The 24,293-nt window shown below is 61.9% G+C and carries 22 protein-coding genes; 11 read left to right on the top strand and 11 right to left on the bottom strand.

Going from position 1 to position 24,293, the window contains the following annotated elements:
* Positions 1 to 12: 12 nt before the first annotated feature.
* The 4 genes from B5T_RS11405 to B5T_RS11390 form a co-directional block, all read right to left on the bottom strand.
* Positions 13 to 774, bottom strand: coding sequence for a slipin family protein (locus B5T_RS11405; protein ID WP_014994658.1), 762 nt, complete (start codon positions 772 to 774; stop codon positions 13 to 15).
* Positions 771 to 2,156 (bottom strand): NfeD family protein, encoded by a 1,386-nt coding sequence (locus B5T_RS11400; protein WP_014994657.1) that lies wholly within the window; start codon positions 2,154 to 2,156, stop codon positions 771 to 773. Before B5T_RS11400 ends, B5T_RS11405 begins: the two co-directional genes overlap by 4 nt.
* Before the next feature lie 168 nt (positions 2,157 to 2,324).
* The gene (locus B5T_RS11395; RefSeq protein ID WP_014994656.1) at positions 2,325 to 3,098 is read right to left on the bottom strand and encodes a metallophosphoesterase; all 774 of its coding nucleotides are present in this window, start codon (positions 3,096 to 3,098) and stop codon (positions 2,325 to 2,327) included.
* A 267-nt stretch (positions 3,099 to 3,365) separates the two neighbouring features.
* Positions 3,366 to 4,553: a Bcr/CflA family efflux MFS transporter gene (locus tag B5T_RS11390; RefSeq protein WP_014994655.1), complete on the bottom strand. Its 1,188-nt coding sequence runs from the start codon at positions 4,551 to 4,553 to the stop codon at positions 3,366 to 3,368.
* A 98-nt stretch (positions 4,554 to 4,651) separates the two neighbouring features.
* On the opposite strand from B5T_RS11390, the gene B5T_RS11385 reads away from it, so the two are divergent.
* The 5 genes from B5T_RS11385 to B5T_RS11365 all read left to right on the top strand — a co-directional run bounded on the left by B5T_RS11385 (position 4,652) and on the right by B5T_RS11365 (position 8,924).
* The gene (locus B5T_RS11385) at positions 4,652 to 5,548 is read left to right on the top strand and encodes a LysR family transcriptional regulator (RefSeq protein ID WP_014994654.1); all 897 of its coding nucleotides are present in this window, start codon (positions 4,652 to 4,654) and stop codon (positions 5,546 to 5,548) included.
* Positions 5,549 to 5,623: 75 nt separating this feature from the next.
* Positions 5,624 to 6,547: a LysR substrate-binding domain-containing protein gene (locus B5T_RS11380; RefSeq protein ID WP_014994653.1), complete on the top strand. Its 924-nt coding sequence runs from the start codon at positions 5,624 to 5,626 to the stop codon at positions 6,545 to 6,547.
* Positions 6,548 to 6,634: 87 nt separating this feature from the next.
* Positions 6,635 to 7,501: a CmcJ/NvfI family oxidoreductase gene (locus tag B5T_RS11375; RefSeq protein WP_148279254.1), complete on the top strand. Its 867-nt coding sequence runs from the start codon at positions 6,635 to 6,637 to the stop codon at positions 7,499 to 7,501.
* 23 nt (positions 7,502 to 7,524) lie between these two features.
* Positions 7,525 to 8,166 carry a 2-hydroxychromene-2-carboxylate isomerase gene (locus B5T_RS11370; protein WP_014994651.1) on the top strand — a complete coding sequence of 214 codons (642 nt, stop codon included), beginning with the start codon at positions 7,525 to 7,527 and terminating at the stop codon, positions 8,164 to 8,166.
* A 74-nt stretch (positions 8,167 to 8,240) separates the two neighbouring features.
* Positions 8,241 to 8,924, top strand: a complete 684-nt coding sequence (locus B5T_RS11365; protein ID WP_014994650.1) for a type 1 glutamine amidotransferase domain-containing protein — start codon at positions 8,241 to 8,243, stop codon at positions 8,922 to 8,924.
* Between the two features lie 186 nt (positions 8,925 to 9,110).
* Here the strand turns inward: B5T_RS11365 and B5T_RS22295 are convergent, their stop codons facing one another.
* The 6 genes from B5T_RS22295 to B5T_RS11340 form a co-directional block, all read right to left on the bottom strand.
* Entirely contained in the window at positions 9,111 to 9,440 is a 330-nt protein-coding gene (locus B5T_RS22295; protein ID WP_014994649.1) for a tannase/feruloyl esterase family alpha/beta hydrolase, read from the bottom strand.
* Positions 9,397 to 10,629, bottom strand: a complete 1,233-nt coding sequence (locus tag B5T_RS11360; protein WP_051015475.1) for a tannase/feruloyl esterase family alpha/beta hydrolase — start codon at positions 10,627 to 10,629, stop codon at positions 9,397 to 9,399. The genes B5T_RS22295 and B5T_RS11360 overlap by 44 nt, the downstream gene beginning before the upstream one ends.
* 272 nt (positions 10,630 to 10,901) lie before the next feature.
* On the bottom strand, positions 10,902 to 12,356 hold the full coding sequence (locus B5T_RS11355; protein ID WP_014994647.1) for a sodium:solute symporter family protein: 1,455 nt from the start codon (positions 12,354 to 12,356) through the stop codon (positions 10,902 to 10,904).
* A gap of 2 nt (positions 12,357 to 12,358) precedes the next feature.
* Complete coding sequence (locus tag B5T_RS11350) at positions 12,359 to 12,538, bottom strand: hypothetical protein (protein ID WP_014994646.1); 180 nt, start codon at positions 12,536 to 12,538, stop codon at positions 12,359 to 12,361.
* A gap of 40 nt (positions 12,539 to 12,578) precedes the next feature.
* Positions 12,579 to 15,320 (bottom strand): c-type cytochrome, encoded by a 2,742-nt coding sequence (locus tag B5T_RS11345; RefSeq protein WP_014994645.1) that lies wholly within the window; start codon positions 15,318 to 15,320, stop codon positions 12,579 to 12,581.
* Positions 15,317 to 15,820, bottom strand: a complete 504-nt coding sequence (locus B5T_RS11340; RefSeq protein WP_014994644.1) for a (2Fe-2S)-binding protein — start codon at positions 15,818 to 15,820, stop codon at positions 15,317 to 15,319. The genes B5T_RS11345 and B5T_RS11340 overlap by 4 nt, the downstream gene beginning before the upstream one ends.
* 377 nt (positions 15,821 to 16,197) lie before the next feature.
* Here B5T_RS11340 and B5T_RS11335 point away from each other — a divergent pair, with 377 nt between their 5' ends.
* Positions 16,198 to 18,456 carry a xanthine dehydrogenase family protein molybdopterin-binding subunit gene (locus B5T_RS11335; protein ID WP_014994643.1) on the top strand — a complete coding sequence of 753 codons (2,259 nt, stop codon included), beginning with the start codon at positions 16,198 to 16,200 and terminating at the stop codon, positions 18,454 to 18,456.
* 88 nt (positions 18,457 to 18,544) lie between these two features.
* On the opposite strand, the gene B5T_RS11330 is transcribed toward B5T_RS11335, so the two are convergent.
* Positions 18,545 to 19,600 carry a hypothetical protein gene (locus B5T_RS11330; RefSeq protein WP_014994642.1) on the bottom strand — a complete coding sequence of 352 codons (1,056 nt, stop codon included), beginning with the start codon at positions 19,598 to 19,600 and terminating at the stop codon, positions 18,545 to 18,547.
* Between the two features lie 305 nt (positions 19,601 to 19,905).
* On the opposite strand from B5T_RS11330, the gene B5T_RS11325 reads away from it, so the two are divergent.
* Genes B5T_RS11325 through B5T_RS11305 form a run of 5 tightly spaced genes read left to right on the top strand, consistent with a single transcriptional unit; the run spans position 19,906 to position 24,293 of the window.
* Complete coding sequence (locus B5T_RS11325) at positions 19,906 to 21,075, top strand: FAD-dependent monooxygenase (protein ID WP_014994641.1); 1,170 nt, start codon at positions 19,906 to 19,908, stop codon at positions 21,073 to 21,075.
* Entirely contained in the window at positions 21,072 to 21,878 is an 807-nt protein-coding gene (locus B5T_RS11320; protein ID WP_014994640.1) for an alpha/beta fold hydrolase, read from the top strand. The genes B5T_RS11325 and B5T_RS11320 overlap by 4 nt, the downstream gene beginning before the upstream one ends.
* 23 nt (positions 21,879 to 21,901) lie before the next feature.
* A complete protein-coding gene (locus B5T_RS11315) occupies positions 21,902 to 22,654 on the top strand; it encodes a maleate cis-trans isomerase family protein (protein ID WP_014994639.1) in 753 nt (250 codons plus the stop codon).
* Between the two features lie 10 nt (positions 22,655 to 22,664).
* Complete coding sequence (locus B5T_RS11310) at positions 22,665 to 23,312, top strand: N-carbamoylsarcosine amidohydrolase (protein ID WP_014994638.1); 648 nt, start codon at positions 22,665 to 22,667, stop codon at positions 23,310 to 23,312.
* Between the two features lie 15 nt (positions 23,313 to 23,327).
* Positions 23,328 to 24,293 (top strand): Bug family tripartite tricarboxylate transporter substrate binding protein, encoded by a 966-nt coding sequence (locus tag B5T_RS11305; protein WP_014994637.1) that lies wholly within the window; start codon positions 23,328 to 23,330, stop codon positions 24,291 to 24,293.

The raw sequence follows: 24,293 nt of genomic DNA, 5'->3' as shown, positions 1-24,293 counted from the left end.
TAATAAAAAGTATTACCTGCCCGTTTCTCCAGGTTTCAAGAATCCTTTCAACAGATCCATGGGCAGCGGGAAGACAATGGTGCTGGAGCGATCGTTGGCCACTTCCGTCAGGGTTTGCAGATAGCGCAGCTGCAGCGCCTGGGGCTGCTCCGACAGCGTGCGCGCCGCCTCCAGCAACACCTGAGCCGCTTCTTTTTCACCGTTGGCGTGGATCACCTTGGCGCGGCGAATCCGTTCGGCTTCCGCCTGCCGTGCGATCACCCTAACCATGGTTTCATCCAGGTCCACATGTTTGATCTCCACATTGGAGACCTTAATGCCCCAGGAATCGGTCTGGTCATCCAGGATTTCCTGGATGTCGCGATTCAGCTCGTCCCGGGAGGCCAGCATTTCATCCAGTTCATGTTTGCCGAGTACCGAACGCAGAGTAGTTTGTGACAGCTGGCTGGTGGCGGCGAAGAAATCCTCCACGTTAACCACGGCCTTCTGTGCATCGATCACGCGGAAATACAACACGGCGTTGACCTTCACCGACACGTTGTCCCGGGAAATCACATCCTGGGTTGGAATGTCGAGCACGCGGATACGCAAGTCCACTTTCACCATTTGCTGCACGACCGGAATGATCACGATCAACCCGGGTCCCTTGACCCGGTAGAAGCGGCCGAGCATGAACACCACGCCGCGCTCGTACTCGCGCAGAATCCGAAAAGCGCTGAACAGAAAGGCGATCAAAAGGACCGCCAGTGAAATCCAGAAATAGTAGGTCGTCATGATGCGTCCTCCACATTCAGGGTCAGGCCATTCCGGCCGATGACCTGTAATCGTTGGCCTTTGTGCACCGGGGCGACGGTGCGGGCACGCCACAACTCCCCGTTGATGCGTACCATGCCGAGAAGTTCGAAATCCTGGATCGCCACCGCCGGTTGGCCGATCAGGGTATCGGCGCCGCTGACAAGAGCCTGCCGCCGGGAACGGGAGATCAAACGAATAATGACGCCGACCAGGAGCAGGGAGCCGGTGCCGACGGCGGCAATCACTGGTAGCGCGATCTGAAACGCGGGCAGTTCGGTATCCATCAGCATCACCGAGCCGATCACGAAAGCGGCTACGCCACCGATACCCAGTACCCCGAACGAGGGCGACAGGGCTTCCGCGGCGATCAGCCCTATACCCAGCACAATCAACGCCAGGCCGACGTAACTCACCGGCAACAGATGCAAGGCGTAGGCGGCCACCAGCAGACAGATGCCCCCGAGCACGCCGGCCACGCCGACGCCAGGGCTGGAGAACTCCAGGATTAGGCCGTAGATGCCCACCAGTAACAGCAGGTAGGCAACACTGGGGTTGGTGATGATCGCCAGAAAGCCGGTGCGCCAGTCCTGCTCGATGTTCCGTACCTGATGGCCGCTCAGTGTCAGCGTGTGTTGCTGCCCGCGAAGCTCGATTTCACGGCCTTCCAATTGCGATAACAAAGCGGGCAGGTCATCGGCGATCAGGTCGATGACGTTCTGTTCCAGCGCCTCCTCGGCGGGCAGGCTGGCGCCCTGGCGTACCGCCTGCTCGGCCCAGTCGGCGTTGCGCCCGCGCAGTTCCGCCAGTCCACGGATATAAGCCACGGCGTCGTTGACCTGTTTGTTGCGCAGGGCGGTGGCGCTGTCCGGCGCGGCGTTCTGATCTTCGTCACCGCTGCCGGCGGGATTGCGGGCCGGAGCACCGCCGCCCAACTCCACGGGGGTCGCCGCGCCAAGGTTGGTGGCTGGTGCCATGGCCGCGATATGGGCGGCGTAGAGCAGGTAGGTGCCAGCACTGGCGGCGCGGCTGCCGGAAGGGGCAACGTGGATGGCCACCGGCACTCGCGAGTCGAGAATGGCGCGAATCATGGCGCGCATGGAGTGGTCCAGCCCGCCAGGTGTGTTCAGCTGTAGCACGAACAACGCCGCTGCCTCGTCGTTGGCGTCCTCCAGCGCGCGCACGAACCAGTCGCTGACCGCCGGGCCGATAGCGTCATCCAGGACCATTACGCGGACTTCAGGTGGTGACGCGGAAAGGGCGGAGTGTTGCGCGGAGGGAGATTGAGCGGAAACGGGGAGGGCGATCAGCACGGCCGCGGCCAGCGCCAGAAGCAGGATCAGGAACAACGGCTTGTGTGCCATGGTTCACCTCCCATTGAGGTCGAGGCCCGCCGGACCGGCGCGGCCCTGTTCCCATGTAAACGCAAACCGTTGCCGAGTACCAGCGCTTTACACGTCGGGCGGTTTTGATCTTTTCTTTCTTTTTAAATCAATGAGTTGAAGGGGAAAATTAAAGTAAGTACTCCGCTTCTAGGCTGGCACACTGACCGTCTTGTTCCAGTCAAACCCGGAGGTTTCACCGCGATAGCCGGACTGATTGGAGATCAAACGCCCTTCGCCTACCGGCAGATCCAGGGACAGATGGGTATGGCCGTGAATCCACAGATCCACCAGACCGATACGGTCTTCCAGCCGGGAGAAGAACGCGCCATCCAGCGGTCCGGGGGAGAAGACCGGATGGCAGCAGGCGCCGGCGGGGCCGTGATGGCTGATCACCACGGTGGGGCCGTCAAAAGGTTCAGCGATGCGCCGGTCCAGCCATTCAATGGCGGCCTGGTGTAGAGCGAGCGCGTGTTCCGGAAGAAACGGCACGCCTTCAATGGTGATCAATTGGTGGTCCGGCATGCGTTCCGCGGCCATTGCCATCGGTTCGTCCCGGTTTTCGCCGTCGTAGGCCAGGTAATCGGTCCACAGGGTGCAGCCGAGGAAACGGATGCCGCCGATCACCGCCTGATCCCGGTCCAGCACGTGGACCCGGGTCCCTTCCGCGCGCTGGCGCATGGCGGCCAGATTATCCTGGATGTCGTGGCGGTAATATTCGTGGTTGCCCGGGACATACAGCACCGGCTTGTCATGCTTTTCGGATTGCTCCACGGCCCATTGCACGCCGCGGTCACCGGTATCGATGTCGCCAGCGAGAACAATCAGATCGGCGTCGGTCTCGGGAATGTCCGGAATTGCCACCGGTGGCTCGGCGCGACGGTACAGCTCGTTATGCAGATCGCTGAGAGGATGGATGATCACGATACTTCCTTGCTCCGGCAGGATGGTATTGGGGGTTCTTAAGCATAGCCGTTCCATACGGCGAGGTCAGCCGTCGACACCGATGCTTTATTACGGCGATACACACTGAGTGGCTGCCGAAGCGCGGCTTTGTCTGGCACCTGCGGGCGTGGTTGCGCAACAGCCTGCCTGCCATGCACCGCCTGCTGCGGGAGCGGGAAGTGGTGCCGCCGCCGGGGTGCTGGCGGGTGCTGGACATTGTTTCGTCGGCACCGACGTGAGCGCCACTCAGGAGCCCTTCAAGCCCGGACGCAACAGCGCCACGTATGCCAGCAAGGCCAACAACACCAGTGCCATGCTGTACAACGGAAAGGTGATGCTCTGGCCATCGTGCAAAGCCGCCATGCCTTGAGTAACGGCGGCTACCACGGCGTAATAGGCGAGCCCCATTACGGCTCCGGCGGTTCCGAGCGCATCATGGTACCGCTCCAGTGCCCGGTGCAGACAGACGGTGGTGGTCAGGGTGAAACCGGTGAACAGCAGGGCGGCGAAGGCGATGAACGGGACCAGGGCAAAGTCCCGCGTTGACAGACCGGCGACACCGGCCAGGCCGCCGGCAGCGAGCAACATCGCGATCAGCCCCAGCCGGATGAGCGCGTCGCTTCCCCAGCCTTTCCGACCCAAATATCGTAGGACCATGGCGCCGACCACGCTGCCATTCACTACCCAGAGTCCGGTCAGACCGTACTCCGCGGGCGTCAGCCCCCCGCTTTGAATCAACAAAAACGGGGCTTCCCCGTGGTAACTGAACAGCACGCCGTTGGCGATTCCGATAACCGCCACCATGCCGGCAATAAAGCGATCACCCAGCATGCGCCGGACAACAGGCAGCAGCGCCGGCGTCGGTCCGCCGCCGGTCTCCGGCAAGGCACGCCAGACCGCCAGCCACAGGACCAACCCCATCAGTAGCAGCAGTGTCAGTGTGGCCCGCCAGCCCCACAAAGTGGTCACCATGCCGCCCAGCAAAGGGCCTATTGCGGTGGACAGCGGAATCAGCATGCCGATCGTGGCGAATACCCGCACCCGCTTATCGCCCTCGAACGCCTCTCTGCATACCGCCTGGACCACCACCGAACAGGCGGCTGCCCCGAACGCTTGCACTGCTCGTCCCATGCGCAGCACAGTCAGTCCGTCGGCACTAACACACAGCAGGCTGCCCGCCGCGTAGACCGCAAGAGCAGCAAGCAGGGCGGGGCGGCGTCCCCAGCGGTCACTGAACCGACCCCACACCAGAACACCAAGTGCGAAACCGAGAAAGAAGACGCTTAGGGAGGTCTGCGCCTGACTTTCGCTGATGGCAAGTCCAGCAGCCAGATCCGCCAGCGCGGGGGTGTAGATGGTTTCGCCGATCTGCGGCAGTGTCACAAGAGCGGCGAGCAGAATCACCGAGGGTGGGGGAAATCGGGCAGGGGACATGGGGCCTCCGTTCAGCTTGGCGGGCAAGATTAGGAGGCACGCGGTGTTGATGGAATGTGCTTTAATGGAATTCTTTCTTAATCAGAAGTTACGAATTAATGAAGGCCAGACTGGACCACATGAGCACCTTCCTGAGCGTGTGCGACAACGGCAGTATTGCCGCGGCCGCCCGTGCGCTCGGATTGTCCGCGCCGGCGGTCAGCAAACAGTTGTCCGCTTTGGAGCAGTCCCTTGAGGTCGTCCTGCTTGAGAGAACCACCCGCCGCATGGTCCTGACTCCGGCCGGCAGAATCTTTCAGGAGCACGCCGTGGCCACGTTACGGCTGCTCGACGATGGGGAAAGAAATTGCCTCTCGCAAATCAAAGGCGAACCGTCCGGAACCTTGAGAGTGGTGGCCGCCCGTTGGCTGACGAAGACGTTTTTGGTACCACACCTGGACGAATTCGTGCGCCGCTACCCGGCAATTGATCTGGAATTGGAGCTGGCCGAGCGCTTCCCGGATCTGGAGCAGGAAAACGTCGATCTGATCTTCGCCATGTCGATGGCGGGCAGCAACGGCATGGTACGGCGAAGTCTTGGCAAGACCGCCTATTGGCTTTGCGCCTCGCCGGACTACATAGAGCGTCACGGCATGCCTGAAACACCGGAGCAATTGGCGGAACACCGGCTCATTACCCATGCCATGCGGCATCCGCCGGATCGTGTCTGGCTGTGGGGTAGTCGCCAAGTGGTTATGCGGCCGGCGCTGCGGCTCAACGACACCGAGGCAATGATCGAAGCCGTGAAACAGGGGCTTGGCCTGGCCTGGTTGCATCACTATATGGTGCTGGAAGCAATCGAGGCCGGACACTTGTGCCGGCTGCGGTCCGAGTGGGAACAACCACCGATTGATGTGGCCTTGTTCTATCGGGCCAGCGGCCGGGCCCTGCCGGCGCTGCGTCATTTCATCGATTTCGCGGTGAGCCACTGTCGCCTGCCGCCACTCCCGACTTAGCATTCCTGACATAGACTCGACAAAAGCGGAACAACAGGCGCAGTCTTGGCGGATGTTTTTCCATGAGAGCCAGGAATGACTGCCCCCCTTTATCGCCTGCCGCCGATGGATGCGCTGCGCGGCTTCGTCGCCGTGGCCCGTAGGATGAGTATCACCGTGGCCGCGGAGGATCTGCACCTTACCCAATCCGCGGTCAGTCGCCAGATCCAGACGCTGGAAGCCCGCCTGGGTTGCAAATTGCTGGTCCGGGAATACCGTGGCGTCAGACTGACCGAGGAAGGCCGGCGGCTGTTCCAATCGGTGGACCCGATGATGCGGGAACTGCAGGAACTGGTGGAAACGCTTGGTGGTGGCGAACAACGCAAGCCGGTCACTATTACCGCCAGCATGGGGGTGGTGGGACTGTGGTTGCTGCCGCGGCTCGGCGATTTCATCACGCGCCATCCGGAGGTGGATGTGCGTGTGGCCGCCAACAACAGAGTCGTGGATCTGGACACCGAGGGCGTTGATCTGGCGATTCGTTACTGTGCACGCTCCGCGGCTCCGGAGGGCGCGATCAAGCTGTTCGGCGATGAAATCATCGTGGTCGGGCATCCGGACTGGCGGGATGTCGCGCTGAATCGGCCGGAAGTGTTCGCTCGTCAGGTGCTATTGGAATTCGACGATCCTGACCACCCCTGGTTGCAATGGTCATCCCATCTCGGCAGCGCCGGACTGAACCATTTGCGCCCGGCGCGGTTGGTACGTTTCAACCAGTACGACCAATTGATTCAGGCGACGGTGAACGGTCAGGGGCTGGCGCTGGGGCGACGGGCGCTGGTGGCGGATTTGATCAGGGAAGGGCGCTTGCAGGTCTTTGATCTGGGGGAGGGAGCGCGGCCCGCCCCTTCATCCAAAAAGTACGCCCACTGGCTGATCCTGGCGTCGCCGTCGCCATCCGCCTCGGTGCGGACGCTGGCGGAATGGCTGGTGTCCCAGGCGGCATCCAGCCATGAGTAAAAAGCATATCATTGCTGCAAAATGATCGTTTGAGCGGCGCTTCTCCGAAGCCTTCAATGGATTCTCACCCAGATGGAGGCGCAGCGTATGAATCATCTCTCATCGTCTTTTGCTCGTCATGAGGCGGCCATGCGGGCCCATCTCAGTTTTCATGTGCCCGGCGCCGAACGCCCCCGCCACTACATGTATCAGCCCGAGGACGGCTCCCCCCAGGATTCAGGCCAATATGAAATCCGGGCCATGACCATTCTGGATGCGCGTCGCGCGGACTTCGAACCGGAGCTGGACAGACAGGGATTCCGGTTATTGCGAACGGACACAGCGGTGCCGAACCAGGTGGACGACGGCGACTGGATTGCCGCAACCTACTATCCGCCGATGGCGGAGATGGCCCGGCGCGCCACCGGCGCCGACCGCGCGCTGGTGTTCGATCATCAGGCCCGCCGCCGTGAGCCCGGCCAGATCACCGCCGGGTTTGGGCGGCAGGGTGATGGCCGTCGCCCGGGGGCGGTGGGGCGGCTGCACAACGATTACAGCGAGGCCTCCGGACGGGCCAGGGTGGCCGCGGTGCTGGCTCGCCAGGGGGAGCGTATGTCACCGCACAGCCGTTATGCCATTGTCAATCTGTGGCGGCCGTTACGCGGCCCGGTGCTGGATGCGCCGCTGGCACTGTGCGATGCCTCGACCCTTTCGGTATTGGATCTGAACCCGGCGGAGGTGCGCTACCGAGAGCGCACTGGCGAGATCTATCTGGCTCGCTACACCGCCCGCCAGCGCTGGTATTACTACCCGGCGATGACGCCGGACGAGGTGCTGATTTTCAAGCAGTACGACACCCAATTGAGCGGTACCGCGCGGTTTACGCCGCATGGCGCCTTTGATCCGCTGGCGCTGCCCGCCGATGTGGCTCCACGTCATAGTATCGAACTTCGCGTACTGCTGATTCATCACTGACGGCTCCCGAAGGAGGAAATCCCATGGTCTCGAAACATGCCGCTCCAGCCATGGAGTTCTGGTACGACTTTGGCAGCAACTACAGCTACCTGAGCGTCATGCGGGTGGAAGAGGAGGCGGATCGCCACGGCGTCGCCATTGTCTGGAAGCCGTTCCTGCTCGGCCCCGTTTTCAAGGCACTGGGCTGGCAGGGATCGCCGTTCCTGGCGCAACAGGAAAAGCTGCGTTACGTGTGGCAGGACATGATTCGCCAATGTGAAAAATACCGGCTGCCGTGGACCCGGCCGTCGACATTTCCCCGTAACGGCTTGCTGTCGTCCCGGGTGGCGCTGCTGGGGGCGGATATGCCATGGATCGCGGAGTTCAACCGCCAGGTGATGCGGCATAACTTTCAGCGCGACCGGGACATCAACAGCGAGGAGGAGGTGGGGGGCATCCTCGCGGACATGGGCTTGCCGGCGGAGTCGCTGTTAACGGCCGCCCAGTCCGACCACAACAAACAGCGCCTGAAAGAGCAGACCCGGGAAGCCCTGGATCGGGGTCTGTTTGGCGCCCCGACTTTCCTGATTGGTGACGCCATGTTCTGGGGTAATGATCGTTTGGAGGACGCGCTGTCGTACGCTGCTACCGATGAATGCCAGAGCGAAAATCGCCGCGGTGATTGATGCGCTTGCTCCTTCGCTCGCTGCGGTGTATGCCTTGCAAAGAGCAGAGTCCCTTTCCATGAGGAGGCTTCATCATGAGCAAGCGGATACTGCATGTCGTCAGCAACGTTGCCCATTATGCCGATCCGGCGGATCCGACCGGGCTGTGGCTTTCGGAACTGACTCATGCTTACCTCGAGTTCGAGAAGGCCGGTCACCAGCAGCGCATCGTCAGCCCGGAAGGCGGTCAGTCGCCCCTGGAGCCCCGTTCCCTGAAATGGCCCAACATCGATGCCACGGCGAAAGCCTGGCTGGCGGATGAGAGCCGAATGGCGTTATTGGCGAACACCGCCAGTCCGGACCAGATCGATTCCGCGGACTATGACGCTATCTACTTCACTGGCGGCCATGCCGTAATGTGGGATTATCCTGGCGCATCCGGCTTGCAGCGGATCACCCGGGAGATTTTCGAGCGGGGAGGGGTTGTGGGGGCAGTGTGTCACGGCTACTGCGGCCTGTTGAATACCCGGCTTTCGGACGGCTCCTTGCTGGTTGCCGGCCGTAAGATCACCGGCTTCTCCTGGACAGAAGAAGTCCTGGCGGGGGTAGCCAAGAAGATGCCCTACAACGCCGAGCAGGAGATGAAGGACAGGGGAGCCTTGTATGAAAAGGCGCTGCTGCCATTCACCTCGAATGTGGTGACCGATGGCCACCTGGTTAGCGGTCAGAACCCTCAGTCCGTCAAGGCAACGGCCAAGCGGGTGGCGTCCCTGTTGTGATTGGGGCCTGTTAAGGCAGGAGGATTGTTTCCTCAGTAAATACTCTATTTAACATAATATACATTACACCTAATTCAGTATCCCAAGAGCCGGGCTCGGTAACACCGGCTCTTCTGGTGATCGATGGAAATTACATCAGTCTGCCCACCGGTGGCGGCCAAACCTCCCGGATGGGCCGCCAGCGTTCTATTGGCAAGTGAAACTACTTGCCACCTCCGGATCACCGACGCCGTCGTAGACGGCTTCAGTGGGATAAGGACAAAGCGGTCGGGTCCGTCCAGGCCAAGGGGTGTCGTCGCCGGCGGTACCGACGATTTCGTCGGCCTGAATCCCCTGCTCCGTCCACCGTTGAAGTTCGCCGAACGAATCAAACCGATCGGTGGCCAGGCCTCCGGCGCAATGCGCCATACCCGGCACCACGTAGGCGCGGACGAAGTCTTCGGTGGCGGCGCCGTAACGCTGCTCCACGTCCTCATAGTAGGCGGCCATGTCCAGCGGCCAGGTCAGCGCTGCCATTGAGCATAATCAGTTTGCCGCCGTTGGCACGGAAAGCGTCCAGGTTGGGGGATTCGCCATTGGTAAAATCCACGCCGGCACGCTGGAAGGTGGCGTTGGTGGCAAACAATTTCCGGTATTCCTCGTCGATGTCCGCGTTCAGTGCGTAACCGGTGAGGTCCTCGGTGATGGTCGGCGGCGTGGTGTAGATGTGCGACGCCTCGCCGGCGAAGATGCCGAGAAAGGGATTGGCGAACTGTGCCACCATGCCTGGATCGAAGGGCCAGGCTGAGTAGATAAGGTCTCCATCGGCGGTGTAAGCACCGGCGAACATGGCGTCCACATACCCGGCTTTTTCCGCGGACAGGCAGTTATCGCTTTCCCCCACCCCGCATACCCAGTCGGAGGGTTTCAGCTCACAGGCGGAAAGCCGATGGACGATACCATCCTCCAGGCCGTCGAGGCCGTCACAGCTGTCAAGGATACGGTCGCGCACCAGGGTGCGCTCCGCGGCGGTCAGGCCCTGGGAAAGATCCGGGTGCCCTTCCGGCCCCATTGGCGCCACTTCGGCGGTGAGCTGGGCTTGATAGAGCGCCTGGATCGAAGCCTGAGACAGGCGGAAGCCCGGCGCGGAGGCGATGATCCCGTCGAACAGGTCGGGATACCGCTGTGCGGCGATCATTGCCTGGCGCCCGCCGTTGGAGCAGCCCACGAAGTAGGAATACTGATCCGGGCTGCCGTACAGACTCATGATCACCGTGCGCGCGGCGGCAGTGACCTTGGGAATCTGCATGTCGCCGTATTCATCGCGTGCCTGGGGGTCGGCGCCGAACAGGAAGGAACCGTTCGGCGCGCCCGTTTCCGCCTGATGGCCAGAGTCCGTGGTTACCACGGAGAAACCATCGATCAGGGCGTTGCGGGTATTGCCGCCGCCGGCGTACCGCCCTACCGCGGTGAACAGGGTGCCGTCCACCCCGCTGCCGCCTTGATAATACAGGCGGTCATTCCACTCCTCCGGCAGGCGTACCTCGAACCGCAACGCGTAGGGTTTGCCGTCGATCCCGGTTCGTTCGTTCATGGCCCCGCGGACCAGGCAATGGTCCGGCCACAGGGAGCTGGACGGGTCACCATCGTTCGCGCGGGTGTAGGTGGCGCTGGTTACGCTGCCCCCCTCCACCGGGAGCCCCACCAGTGCCTCACACTGGTCCATAAAGGCAAAGTCCGAAGACGAGCTCCCACCGCACCCGCTCAGTAGCATGCCGGCAATGGCGAGAACAGATATCGCTCCGTTTTTGTTCATGCTGCGCACCTCTTGACATTTATTTTGTGTACACCCATTTGTGAAGCAAAAGGAGTGCCAGGAGACTTATTTTATAAGATGTCGAGAATGCCAATTTTGGTGTAGGCATTGTTAATGGGCAGAAATGGAATAAAAAAGGCGCGCCAGGTGGCGCGCCACAAGGGGTTGCTCGGTGTGGTGTGTCAGTATTTCTTGCTGGCGTCCACGAACTCGGCGGCGCGCTCCAGTGGGGCGCTGGAGGCCAGACTCACGCCCACGTACAGCACGGTGGCGACGACAATGCCCCAGATGCCCGCCGGCAGGCCCAGGAAGCTGTTACCGGAGGCATACATGATCAGCACGATCAGGGTGGTGCCGACCACACTCGCCAGGGCTCCGGCGGCGGTACCGCGCTTCCAGTAGAAGGCGCCGATGGTGGCCGGCACCACCGCCACCAGACCGGAGGACGCCGCTACCGACAGCACCGCGATCAGGTCGAGCTGCAATTCGGCGAAGCCGAACGCCAGAATGGCAATGATCGGGATCACGATTTTGCCCACCCAGAGCTGTTTGGTGTCGTCGCAGCCATCCTTCATGTTGGCGTAGACGTCCCGGGCAAACATGGAGGACAGCGTCAGCATGATGGAATCAATGGTGGAGATGGCCGCCGCCATGATGCCGACCAGCACGATGACGCCTAGTAGCGGGGGCACCAAATCGGAACCCAGCAAGGTGGCGGTGGCCAGGTCGGCTTTGGCGAGATCCGGGAAGGCGGCGAGCGCGGAAAACCCCCACAGCACGGAGACCAGGGTGTAAATCAGGCCGAATACCAGAAAACCCAGCAGCATGCGGCGCATGGCGTGCAGCGAGGATGGCATGAACAACCGCTGACTGACCTGGGGATTGGACAGGCTGAAGAAAAACCAGGGGATGGTCAGCCCCAGGAAGGTGATGAAGCTGAACAGACCCGGACCGGGAACCACCAGGGATTCCGGCTTCTTTTCGGCGAGGGTGTCGAACAGGCCGTGGAAGCCGCCCAGGCCCTGGATTACCAGCCAGGCCACCAGCGTGGAGGCGATGATCATCATGATTGCCTGCAGGGAGTCAGTCCACATCACCGAGCGGATGCCGGCCACATAGGAGAAGAAAATGGCTACGGCGGTGGCAAGGACCACGCCGGTGGTAAACGGGATGGCGCCGTCCGTGGCCCCTTGCAGCAAGTAGCCGACACCGGCCAGTTGCACCGCGGCATAGGGAATCAGAAAAACACAGCTGGAGATCGCCACGGCCATGGAGACTTTCTTGTCGGCGTAACGATGGCCAAGCATCTCACTGGGGGTTACGTAGCCGAACTTTTTACCGACCGCCCAGAACCTGGGGCCGAAGATCGCCACCAGGGAGACGCCGGCGAAATACACGATTTCAAACCCCAGGGCGCCGACGCCGCCCTTATAGGTCAAGCCCGCCAGTCCGACCATCATGAAGGCGCTGTAGGTGGTGGCGCTATAACTCATGGCGGATACGAAGCCGCCCATTTTCCGATCGCCCAGAAAATACCCGGACATGTCGGCCATTTTGCCTTGTCGGGCCAGTATCGCGATCCCTATGGCGACCACCAGGTAGATCGCCACCGACCACCAGATCATTGATTCGGTCATCTTCAGCGCCCCTCGAAATCTTTGGTGATGTAAAGGTTGATGGCGATCACCAGGACGCCGGCCAGACTCCAGAACAGAAAGCTTCCGTACCAGGCATGTACATCCCTGAGAATGGTGTAAGGAACCAGGTAGCAAAGCGCCACCACGACCCACACCAGCCAGATCCATTTACTTCGTTGCATATCCCACCTCGTTGGCTCGATTGATTAGCGAAGTACGCTTTTATGATTGTTGGTCGTGCTCCCTGCGTAACGTCTCGACGGTCTTTCCGATGTCTTTCCAGGGCGTTTCTCCCGGTGCGAAGCGCGCCCGCAAGTACGCCACCAGATCAGTGATCTGGCGGTCGCTTAAACTGTGTGAGAAAGCGGGCATCTCCCCTGCTCCCGTTCCACCCTGGACATGAACGCCGCCGAGGATGGATTGAATAACGTTGTCCGCCCGCTCGCTGTGCAGATTGGTATTGAGCGCAAGCGCTTGTCGTGCACTGGTGAAGGTGGCCGGTGCGTCGCTGGCGTGGCAGGAAGCGCAGGCACCGTCGAAGACGCGTTGGCCAGCGTCCAGACCCGCCGGTTCGATGGCGCTGGCGGCCAGTTTGTCCTGAGCTTGCTGGCGCTGTGCTTCGGTTAGGCGGGTTGGGGCTTGCATCTGGCTGGCCAGATAATGGGCAATGGCACGCACGTCGGCTTCTGGCAATCGTGCCAGGCCGGCGACTACCGGAGCCATGGGGCCGCCGGCCACGCCGTGGAATTCGGAGCGTCCGCTACGTAGATAATGAAACAGCTCGTCCTCGGTCCAGGGCACCGGCGCCCGATTGTCGGCGGTCAGCGGCGGCGCTTCCCAGCCATCCACCAGGGCGCCGGACAGATAGGCGTCACCACTTTTCTCGGCACCGAACAGGTTGCGGGGGCTATGGCAGGCGCTGCAATGCCCTGCCCCTTCGAAAAGATAGGCGCCCCGGTTCCATTGCGCCGAGCGTGCGGTGTCGGGCTGATAGCGTTGGTCGCGATGAAAGAAGACGTTCCAGCCGGCCATCAGTGAACGGACGTTGAAAGGAAAGCGCAGCCGGTTGTTGGGCGGCACGGCGCTCACCGCCGGTTGTGCCATCAGATAGGCATACAGCGCCTGCATGTCCGCGTCGCTCATCCTGGCAAAGGCGGTGTACGGGAACGCTGGATAGAGATGACGGCCGTCGCGGGCAATGCCTTCGCGCATGGCGCGCTCGAAGGCAGTGTAGGACCAGCGGCCGATGCCGGTGTCCGGATCCGGCGTCAGGTTGGTGCTATGGAGGACGCCGAATGGCGTCTCGAAGGGCCGCCCTCCGGTGTTGGTGGTCCCCTCTTCGGCGGTGTGGCAGACCGCGCAATCGCCAGCCTCGGCGACCAGGCGACCCCGTTCGATGGTTTCCTCGGAATAGAGATTGGCGGCGGGGCGGGCGACTGGCGCCAACGGCGCGGGCCAGGGCCACAGCGCCGCCAGCAGGCCGCTTGCCGCCAGGCCGCCAGCCCACCACCAGCGCCGCCGCCGGGGAGTGTTTCTTCCGTGTAGCGCGGCGCGCACCCGTGCCGGAGAAAACGGTGGCGAGCGAAAGCGCACGCCGGTGGCATCATAAAGGGCGTTGGCGACCACCGCCACGGCCGGTGTCAGGTCGATCTGTTCGGCGGTGGCGGGCGTGTTGGCCTGATGTCGCCGGGCCGGCGGTGTGATGGTTCGTGTGGCAAGAGGGGGGGTAAGAGGGGTGGTAAGAAGAGTGGCCGTGTCTTCCGCGGCCCAGTCGTCCACGGCCGGTGGCGCTTCAGGGAGGCCCAGCAGTTTCTGCTCCAGCGCCTGGCGCAACGGTGCCGGGTCCAACAAAGGGGCAATAGGGCCATCGTCACCGGCATCCTGGCCCGCGATCAGACGTGCCAGCTTTACCGTTCCGGTGACGGTGTTGACCTCCACATCGGCGATCCAGGCACTGCGGGGACCGGCGCCGCCGGATGTCGCCGGGTGATGGCTGTAGGCCACGCCGCGTCCGCGCAACCGGTCCTGGTGCAATTGCGCCCCGGCGCCGGTCTTCGACCATTGGGCCTGCTCGGCCACCGCCGTTAGCAATTGTCTGCCGCGTCGATCCTGGATATGGCGCAAGCGCAACGTTATCGGATCCTCGCCTTTGGCGGCGGCGATTTCATCGAGAAAGGATTCCTGGGCGAAATGGTATTGCAACGCCGCTGCATCCGGTTCCTGCGGCAGCTGCTCGTGCAAGCGGCCGGTCAGCCACAGGGCCAGCACGGGTACCGTTACCCTGCCCTGGTCGGCCTCAAGACGGAAACTGTCACCGCCAAGGTCGCCGCTGAAGCGGATTCGCCGGGCATGTCGCAATGCCTCCACATCGCCGCCGTAGGTTTGCGAATCCAGCCAGACCGCCACCGGCTGGCCGACGGCCCGGGAAAGCAGGGCCGCATCGGCGACGGCATCGTCTCCGCAGTGGCGCCCCAGGGGGCTCTCTCCATCGGTTGCCATGGCAATCCGCTGGGGCTCGCAGTCCATGAGCAGAGCGAGCTCCCGACGCAGTTGCTGGCTGTCGGTGGTGGCAACCCGCACGCGCGCGGTGTCGCCGCTGAAATCCGCCATCACCCAGCCGGCGCGTGGGCCCCAACTGAGCCGCCCGGGCCAGTGATAGGTGGCATGCAGCCGTGTATCCATCAACCGGGGGGCGATGCTGGTACGGTCGTCCTGCTCCGGCACGCCCCAGCGTAACGACAAGCGGGAGGCCGAGGCTCGGGCCAGTTCCAGGCTGTCCGCCACCACGCCGACGAAATTGCCTTGCACCACCACGGTGACGTCGTCGCCCTGCCCTGTGTCGGTGATGTCCGCCTCCAGCAAGGGGGAACACCGGAAAGCTCCCTCGCTGAGGCGGTATTCCGGTGGGCGCACTACCACGCCATAGCGCAGTCCGGGAGCGTAGGGCGCGGGCGTGTCGATCATGACGACTCCCCTTTTAGCCCCGCCGCCCGGCAAGCGGCAGCCAGGATTTCCACATGTGTGCCGCAGCGGCACAGGTTGTGATCCAGAGCGGCGACCAATTGTTCGTGCGTTGGCGTCGGGTTTTCGTTGAGCAGCGAGCGCACCGTCATGATCATGCCGTTCAGACAATAGCCACATTGGGCCGCCTGCTCGTCGATGAAGGCCTGTTGCACGGGGTCCAGATGATTGCCATCAGCCAGCCCCTCCAGCGTGGTCACGGTGAGCCCCGCCACGGCTTTGGTCGGGAGCACACAGGCGCGTGCCGCACGGCCATCCACCAGCACCATACAGGCGCCGCATTCGCCCAGGCCGCAACCGAACTTGGGGCCATTCAGCGACAGATCATTGCGCAACACATACAACAGCGGCGTGGATGGCGCCACGCTGAGGCGCCGTTCCTCGCCGTTGACGGTAAGGCGAACTGTATGATCATCGGAATGATCACTGTGCGTGGTGGGCATGCGTATGCTCTCTCCGTTGCCGCACCATTCGGGGGCGCGACGATGCCAGACGGCCAATTTGTAGTGCATACACTGTTTATGAGTTTCATTCTGGAGTGTATGCACTTTCTTTGTGCGATAATCGCAACGTTGTTTTGGAATAGGTTTTCTACTGATTTTCAGCTTTAAATAGCTATAAATAGAATGAAAGTTGATGTCAACAAGGCAGCATCGAATGCTGGAAAAAAACTTTGATCACACTTTCTTGACCCGACAATAAATGGTGTATACGTTTTTTATTGGATAAAACGGGCAGAACAGGCAAAACGGGTAAAATGAACCCCCGTCGGACAATCCTGCTTGCTCATGCACAGCGTCGACGTGATGATCTGAATACTATGCGAACCACTCCCCTGCCTCGCCGTGACACCCTGCTGCAGCAACCGGATGTGTTGGTGGTGTATCGCGATCCACAGCCAACACCCAAGCCCGCCCCGGGCCAGCCCGGCACGGATTCGGACTTCGTGCCTACCGAGCCGGAACTTTTCATTGCCGTGCTGGCGGATGGGCGGGTGCTGGGCTTCAACGGACATGTTGACCTGGGCACGGGAATTCGCACCGCGCTGGGCCAGATCGTCGCCGAGGAGGTGGACGTTCCGTTCGAGGCGGTAACCATGGTGCTTGGTCATTCTTCGGAGGTCCCCAATCAGGGACCCACCATTGCCAGCGCCAGCATTCAGGTCACTGCCGAGCCGTTGCGCCGGGCCGCGGCCCAGGCTCGAGAGCGGCTACGTGAGTTGGGCGCGGTCCATTTGCGAATACCCAGGGACTCTTTGCAGGTGGTCGATGGCGTCATTCGTGATCGTCGGCTTCCGCATCGGCGTATTGGTTATGCTGAGCTGTTGAAGGGCCGCCGGGAGGTATTGAAGCTGGCCGACCAGGTGACGCTTAAGTCGCGCGCGGACTACAAAATAGTGGGTCAGCGCGCGGCGCGAGTGGATATTCCCGCCAAGGCGCGTGGTGAACTCAGCTACGTGCATGACGTGCGCCTGCCCGGCATGCTGCACGGCCGCGTGGTTCGGCCGCCCTATCACGGGCTGGACCGGGGCGAATTTGTCGGCACCAGCCTGATCGCGGTGGAGCGGGAGTCGCTGGCCGGACTCGCGGGCCTGGTGGACGTGGTGGTGATGGGCGATTTTGTTGGCGTAGTGGCGGAACGGGAGGAGGTGGCGATGCGCGCGGCGCAACGCCTCAAGGTGCGTTGGCGCCAGCCCCGGCAATTACCGCCCCTAAACGCAGCGGATGACCTGGAGAGTGCCCTGCGCGGGCTCCCCGCCCGGCGCCGGCAACTGCTGGAAGACGAGGGTGCCGACCCACCGCCAGCGGGCTCGACCCTGCATCGTACCTACGTCTGGCCCTACCAGTTACACGCCTCCATCGGTCCTTCCTGCTCGGTGGCGGACTATCGGGACTCGGCGCTGACGGTCTGGTCCGGCACCCAGAATCCTCACAGCCTGCGTGCCGATCTGGCCAAGCTGATGGATCTGAGTGAAGCCAATATCGACATTCGCCGGCTGGAAGCGTCCGGCTGTTACGGCCGCAACTGTGCCGACGATGTGGGGGCCGACGCCGCGTTGCTCAGCCGTGCGGTGGGTCGCCCGGTCCGGGTACAGCTATCCAGAGAACAGGAGCACTTATGGGAGCCCAAAGGGGCGGCCCAGATCATGGATGTGGACGGTGAGCAGGATGAGCACGGCGACCCGATCAGTTACCGTTTCGTCACCCGCTACCCGTCGGACAACGCCCCTACCCTGGCGTTGCGGCTGACCGGCGCGGTGGCGGCCTCCGAGCACCCTTTTCAGATGGGCGATCGCACCGCCGTGCCGCCCTATGCCTATCCTCGCCGCCGCATCGCCAGTGACGATGTGCCCGTCCTGATCCGCGCTGCCTGGCTGCGCGGCGTGTCGGCATTGCCCAATACCTTTGCTCACGAAAGCTATATCGACGAACTGGCGGAGTTGGCGGGTGCTGACCCGTTGGCGTACCGGCTGCGCCATCTCCAGGACGAGCGTGCCCGCGCCGTATTGCTGGCGGCGGCCGAACGTGCCGACTGGTCGGCCGAAAAGCGGGGGGCGAAAGTGGCGGACGGTGATGGCTGGTTACACGGTCGCGGTCTGGCCTATGCGCGCTATGTGCACAGCAGGTTTCCCGGCTTTGGCGCCGCCCTGGCCGCCTGGGTGGTGTTCCTGCGGGTCCATCCGGTCAGTGGCGTGATCCGGGTGCGGCGCCTGGTGGTGTCCCAGGATGCTGGGTTGATGATCAATCCCGCGGGGGTTCGCCATCAGGTGCACGGCAATATCATCCAGATGCTCAGCCGCACCCTGAAGGAAAGCGTGCCTTTTGAGAATGGCCTGCCCGCCGCACGGGAATGGGGCGGTTACCCGCTGCTGCGGTTTTCCGAGCTGCCGGAGATTGATCTGGTGCTGCTGGAGCCGCCGGAGACGCCACCTCTGGGTGTTGGAGAGTCCACTTCCCTGCCCGCCGCGCCCGCCATCGCCAATGCCTTGTTCGATGCCACCGGCGTGCGTTTTCGACATCCGCCGTTCACTCCGGAGCGGGTGCGCGCCGCCCTCGCCGGCGGGCGACGGGCGGACTGACGCGGATGCCGGGCCGGCAGGTGGTTCGGCGAGCCCGGCAACGGTCCCGGGCTGGCGAACCTGTTTGAGGCACTCTGGCGCTTGCGGCTTAGCGGGATAAGGACTCTTCCGGTGCCACCACTTTTCCTTCCTCGACGACGGTCAGATCATCGAGCATCACAGTACAGTGACGCATCGGGATGTCCATGTGGCAAGGCGTGTTGCGGGGACCGCCCACTTCGGTATTGGGGCCGGTGGAGAACAGGAAGTTGCCCTCGAAAGCACGGGCGTCCATGCCAATGGCGTCGTTCTTGTCGTGCAAGCCCAGGGCCGTCCATTGGGCGCGCGGCTGCAGCCCCCAGCCGATGTGCGACAGCGCGTACACTTCGGGGTCCTTGAAGTGTTCCATGTATTCGCGCAGGTACTCGGCGTCGAAGCCGCCGTGGATGCGTTTGATGAAGCCTTTCTCGATTTCCAGCGTCACCGGTTTTTCCCGCACGTAGTTCTTGAACGGTAACAGGATGTCGCCGACGTCCAGTACCAGAGTCCCCTCGGCGGTGCCCTCGTTGGGCCAGGAAAACAGGAATCCGCTGGGCCAGTGATCCCAACGGCCCGGTTCATCGGCGAAGCCATACTCGGTAACCACCGGGTACTGGCCCAGCGCGGCCTGGAAGTCACTGCCGGCGGCGGACGTGACCTTGATGGTGGCGGCTTGCTCGAACACCTTCTGTGCCGCGACCACGCGGCGTTTATCCGACTCGCTGGGCAGCATGCGCGCCAGCATCTCCGGTGGCTCCACCGCCAGCAGAATGCGGGTGCCGGACTTGAGGATGGCTTCCTGCTCCGGGGAGTGCAGCAGCATCATTGTATCCACCACCAGATCGGCGGCCATCAGCGCCTGCTGGGCGGCGGGGTGGTCGGTGAGCGCGGTATGGCCCACATAGGCGGTAAGGTCGTTACCCATGGCGGTCTCGTGGTTGAAGGCGGGCAACTCAACGATGTAAGCGCGTGCCTTGAGGCGCAGCGCGGCTTCCATCGCCGCATTGACGATAAAAGTGTTGGAGTAGTGGCTCTTGAGAATCGCCACGCTTTGGCTCTCGTCCACCCTGGAAAGACGCAGTACGTGCTCGAAGTGTTGAGTAAGTTCGCTCTGACTGACGGGCATTGGTGCCTCCTGCTCTGATTGTCACGCACCGATCGGGTGCGGGCTGATGTTCATGGCATGCGTTGTCGGGCATGCACGATTTCTGATCATTTGATTCAATGCATACACCATAAATGCGCGAATCTGGTGGTGCCTTATCAAAAACACCAATTCGAGACATGGAACCAGTAAGTGCATTGTTTTTAATTATTGACGGAGAACTTCAAACATTAAATCGACTTTATTGGGAACAGGGTTGCCGAGTCAATAAATGGTGTGTACGTTATTTATTCGTCAATACCAGGAATCATCAGGAGGGTCTGATCTTGACTACCACCAAGCCAACCATCGCGGTGATCGGCGCTGGCCTGGGCGGCGCCGCGGCGGCGGCGTTGTTACAGCGGGCGGGTTACCCCACTCAAGTTTATGAACAGGCACCGGAGTTCTCGCGGCTGGGTGCCGGTATTCACCTTGGCCCCAATGTGATGAAGGTGATGCGGCGCATCGGCATCGAGGATGAGCTGGATCGCATGGGCTCTCACCCGGATTATTGGTTCAGCCGGGACGGCGCCAGTGGGGAGTATCTGTCCCGTATCCCACTTGGCGATTTCGCCAAAAAACAATACGGCGCGTCTTACATTACGGTGCATCGGGGTGATCTCCATGCGCTGATGGTGGATCAGTTGGATCAGGACCGTCTGCACTTTGGCAAGCGGCTGCGGACAGTGGATGACCAGGGCGACAAGGTGATGATGACCTTCGCCGACGGCAGCGAAGCCAGTGCCGATCTTGTGATCGGGGCGGATGGCGTCAACTCGGTGATCCGCGAGCATCTTCTCGGTGAGGAAGCGCCCATCTACAGCGGCTGGGTGGCACACCGGGCGATCATCTCCGCGCAGAAACTGGCCGCCTATGATCTGGACTTCGAGGCTTGTGTGAAGTGGTGGTCCGAGGATCGGCACATGATGGTCTATTACGTCACCGGTGATCAGCGCGAGTACTACTACGTGACCGGCGTACCGGAACCCGATTGGCATCATGGCACCTCTTTTGTCGACAGCTCCCGGGAGGAGATGCGCAAGGCGTTTGCCGGTTATGGCGACGTGGTGCAGGCGCTGATCGACTGTACCGAGCAGGTCACCAAGTGGCCGCTACTGGAACGTAATCCCCTGCCCTTGTGGCACGACAATCGGTTGGTGTTGCTCGGTGACGCCGCTCATCCAATGAAACCGCATATGGCCCAGGGGGCCGCCATGGCCATTGAGGACGCGGCCATGCTGGTTCGTTGTCTGGAATCCGTCGGTAACGCCCACTACAGCGAAGCCTTCGAGTTGTATCGCGCCAACCGCTTTGAACGAGCCTCACGGGTGCAGCAGGTGTCCCACGACAATACCTGGCTGCGCAACGATGAAGACCCGGCCTGGGTGTTTGCCTATGACGTCTTCGACGTCCCTTTGAACGATCCGGCGACGCAAACCAAGAAGGAGACCGCATGAGCACCACCCGACTCTATGGCGCCAACGTGCACGCCAACGGCATCCGTCAACATTACTTGCGTTATGGCGGCAAGGGGCAACCCCTGGTGCTGATCCCCGGCATCACCAGCCCGGCGATCACCTGGGAGTTCGTGGCCGAACGCCTGGGACGGCACTTCGATACCTATGTGCTGGACGTACGGGGTCGAGGCCTCTCCTCCACCGGACCGGAGCTGAACTACGACACTGACACCTGTGCCGACGACGTGATTGCCTTTGTCGAGGCCCTGAGCCTGAGCAATGTGATTCTCGCCGGCCATTCCATGGGAGCGAGGTTCGCGCTGCGGGCCGTGACCCGTGGTGGCGGGGGTATCGGCAAGCTGGTGTTGATTGATCCGCCGGTGTCCGGCCCGGGGCGCCGCGAATATCCCAGCAAGTTGCCCTGGTATGTGGATTCCATCAACGACTGCACAGCGGGCGCTGATCTGGAAACCATGCGCAAGTACTGCCCGACCTGGACCGAGGAACAGTTGCTGCTGCGTGCCGAATGGCTGCACACCTGCTACCTGCCCGCGATCGTAAAAAGTTTCGAGGAATTTCATGAAGTGGACATTCATCAGGACTTTCCGTCCGTGAAGATTCCAACGCTGCTGATGTGCGCCGGAAAAGGCGGTGTGATCCAGCCCGAGGACAAAGACGAAATCCGGCGGCTGTTGCCATCCATTCGCATAGAAACGGTGCCGGAGGCCGGTCATATGATTCCCTGGGATGACTATGACGGCTTCTTCCAGGGCTTCGCTGACTTTTTAGGAGTGCGGCCGTGAGCCGCCCTCGTCGGGAGAACATCATGACCAGACCTTATCGAATCGGCCAGATCGTCCCCAGTTCCAACATCACCATGGAAACCGAAATTCCGGCCATGTTGACCGCCCGGCAGCAAATTCGTCCGGATCGATTCACCTTCCATTCCAGCCGCATGCGCATGAAAACCGTCAGCAAGGAAGAACTGGCCGCCATGGACGGCGAGTCCGATCGTTGCGCGCTGGAGCTCAGTGATGCCGCCGTGGACGTCATGGGTTACGCCTGTCTCGTCGCCATTATGTCGATGGGGCCGGGCTACCACCGCGAGTCGCAGCAGCGATTGCGCCAGCGTACCCGGGAAAACGATCAGGAATGCGAAGTGGTGACCAGTGCCGGGGCGCTGGTGGATGCACTCAAGGTGCTCGGCGCCAACAAGGTAGTGGTGGTGGCCCCGTATATGAAGCCGCTCACCGAAATGGTGGTGGAGTACATCCGTGGCGAGGGCACCGAGGTGCTCGAATATCGCGCGCTGGAGATCCCCAACAATCTGGACGTGGCGCGCCATGACCCGGCCCGGTTACCGGATATCGTCGCCGGCATGGATTTTTCCGACGCCGACGCCATCGTGCTGTCCGCCTGTGTGCAGATGCCGTCCCTGGCGGCGGTACCCAAGGTCGAGGCGCTCACCGGCAAGCCGGTGGTGACCGCCGCTATCGCCACCACCTATGCCATGCTCAAGGCATTGGACCTGGAACCGGTGGTACCGGGAGCCGGCGCGCTGCTGTCCGGCGCTTATTGAGGGGGAGATCATGAGTAACGGCAATCGGGATGACCTGGCCAGCAACTACCAGGGGGTTTGGGGCGGCCGGGTCGGTTTCGGGCGCCACCCTGCTTTGCTGGCGGTGGATTTTCTGCAGGCCTACACCCGCCCGGGAGCGGCGCTTTACGCACCGGGCGTGGTGGAAGCAATGAACCATGCGCCGCGCTTGCTGGAAGCCGCTCGCCACAGCGGCATTCCGGTGATCCATACCAATATTCGCTACCGTGGCCAAAACCAGCTGGACGGCGGTATCTGGGTGAAGAAGGCGCCGGTCATGCGCGCCATGGTGGAGGGCAACCCGGACGCCGAGTTCTGTCCGCAAGTGGCACCGGCGGCGGATGAGCTGGTGATAACCAAACAATACGCCAGCGCGTTTTTCGGCACGTCTCTTGCCTCCACTCTGACGGCGTTGGGCGTGGATACCCTCATCCTCATGGGCTGCTCCACCAGTGGTTGCATTCGCGCCACCGCGGTGGACGGTTTGCAACACGGCTTCCGCGTGATGGTGGTCCGCGAAGCGGTGGGCGATCGCCACTCGGAGCCCCACGAAGCCAACTTGTTCGATATTGACAGTAAGTACGGCGATGTCATCGGTATCGACGAGGCCATTGCCCAACTGAAATCGTCATCCTTGTGAAAAAGGGGAAGCTCAATGAAGAGTGCCAAATCTCTCGTCACCATCATTCTTGCGGTGGTCATGCTCGGAACCCTGACCGGCCGGGCCATGGCTGATTTTCCGGAAAAGCCCATCACCATAGTCGTGCCCTGGCCGGCGGGGGGGGCCTACGATCTGGCGGCGCGGTTGATGGCGGAGAACCCACCGCAAAACCTGCCGGTTGCCATGGTGGTGAACAATGTAACCGGCGCCGCCGGATCCAATGGCGTTCGGCACGTGGCCCAGTCCGAAGCGGACGGTTATACCATCGGCATGATGGGCACTCACGCCATCGCGCAAAGCTACATGAACGCCAACGCCACGCCGCTGGCGGATCTGGAACCACTGATGCTGATCGGTCCCGAGCCCGCGTCCCTGGCGGTTTCCAATGACACCGGCATCAGTACCGTCAAACAGTATCTGGCGGCGCTCAAAGAGCAGCCCGGTTCCATCCTCAACGGCAACGATTCCCCCGGTGGATTTTCCTACATCGCGGCCACCATGCTCGAGAAGCGTTTCGGCGTGACGCTCAGCAAGATCCCCTATCAGGGCTATGCGCCCACTGCCTCGGCTCTGGTTTCCGGGGAAGTCATGTCCTCCACGTTGCCGATTCCACTCCTCGCCGAACAACACAAGGCCGGCAAAGTGAAAATCATCGGCGTGGCCGCTGAGAAGCGTCATCCCTTCGCCCCGGATGTGCCGACCTTCAAGGAGCAGGGCTACGATTTCATCGCCGAGGATTTTTACATGCTCTATTTGCCCAAAGGCGTGCCCGGGAATCGCCGTCAGCGGTTGGAGAAAGGCTTCCATGACCTGCTCAATGATGATGGGTTTCAGAGCAAGGCCGCTGAACTGGGCCTGGTGATCATGCCTCTCGACGCAGAGGCAAGCCGCGACTACCTGGACCGGCGCGCCCTGGAAGTGAAGACGATCCTCGAAAACGCCAATCTGCTCGAAGACTGA

Source organism: Alloalcanivorax dieselolei B5 (assembly GCF_000300005.1).
Classification (GTDB): domain Bacteria; phylum Pseudomonadota; class Gammaproteobacteria; order Pseudomonadales; family Alcanivoracaceae; genus Alloalcanivorax; species Alloalcanivorax dieselolei.
Note: the sequence above shows the minus strand (reverse complement) of the source record. Positions and strands in the feature narration are given on the sequence as shown.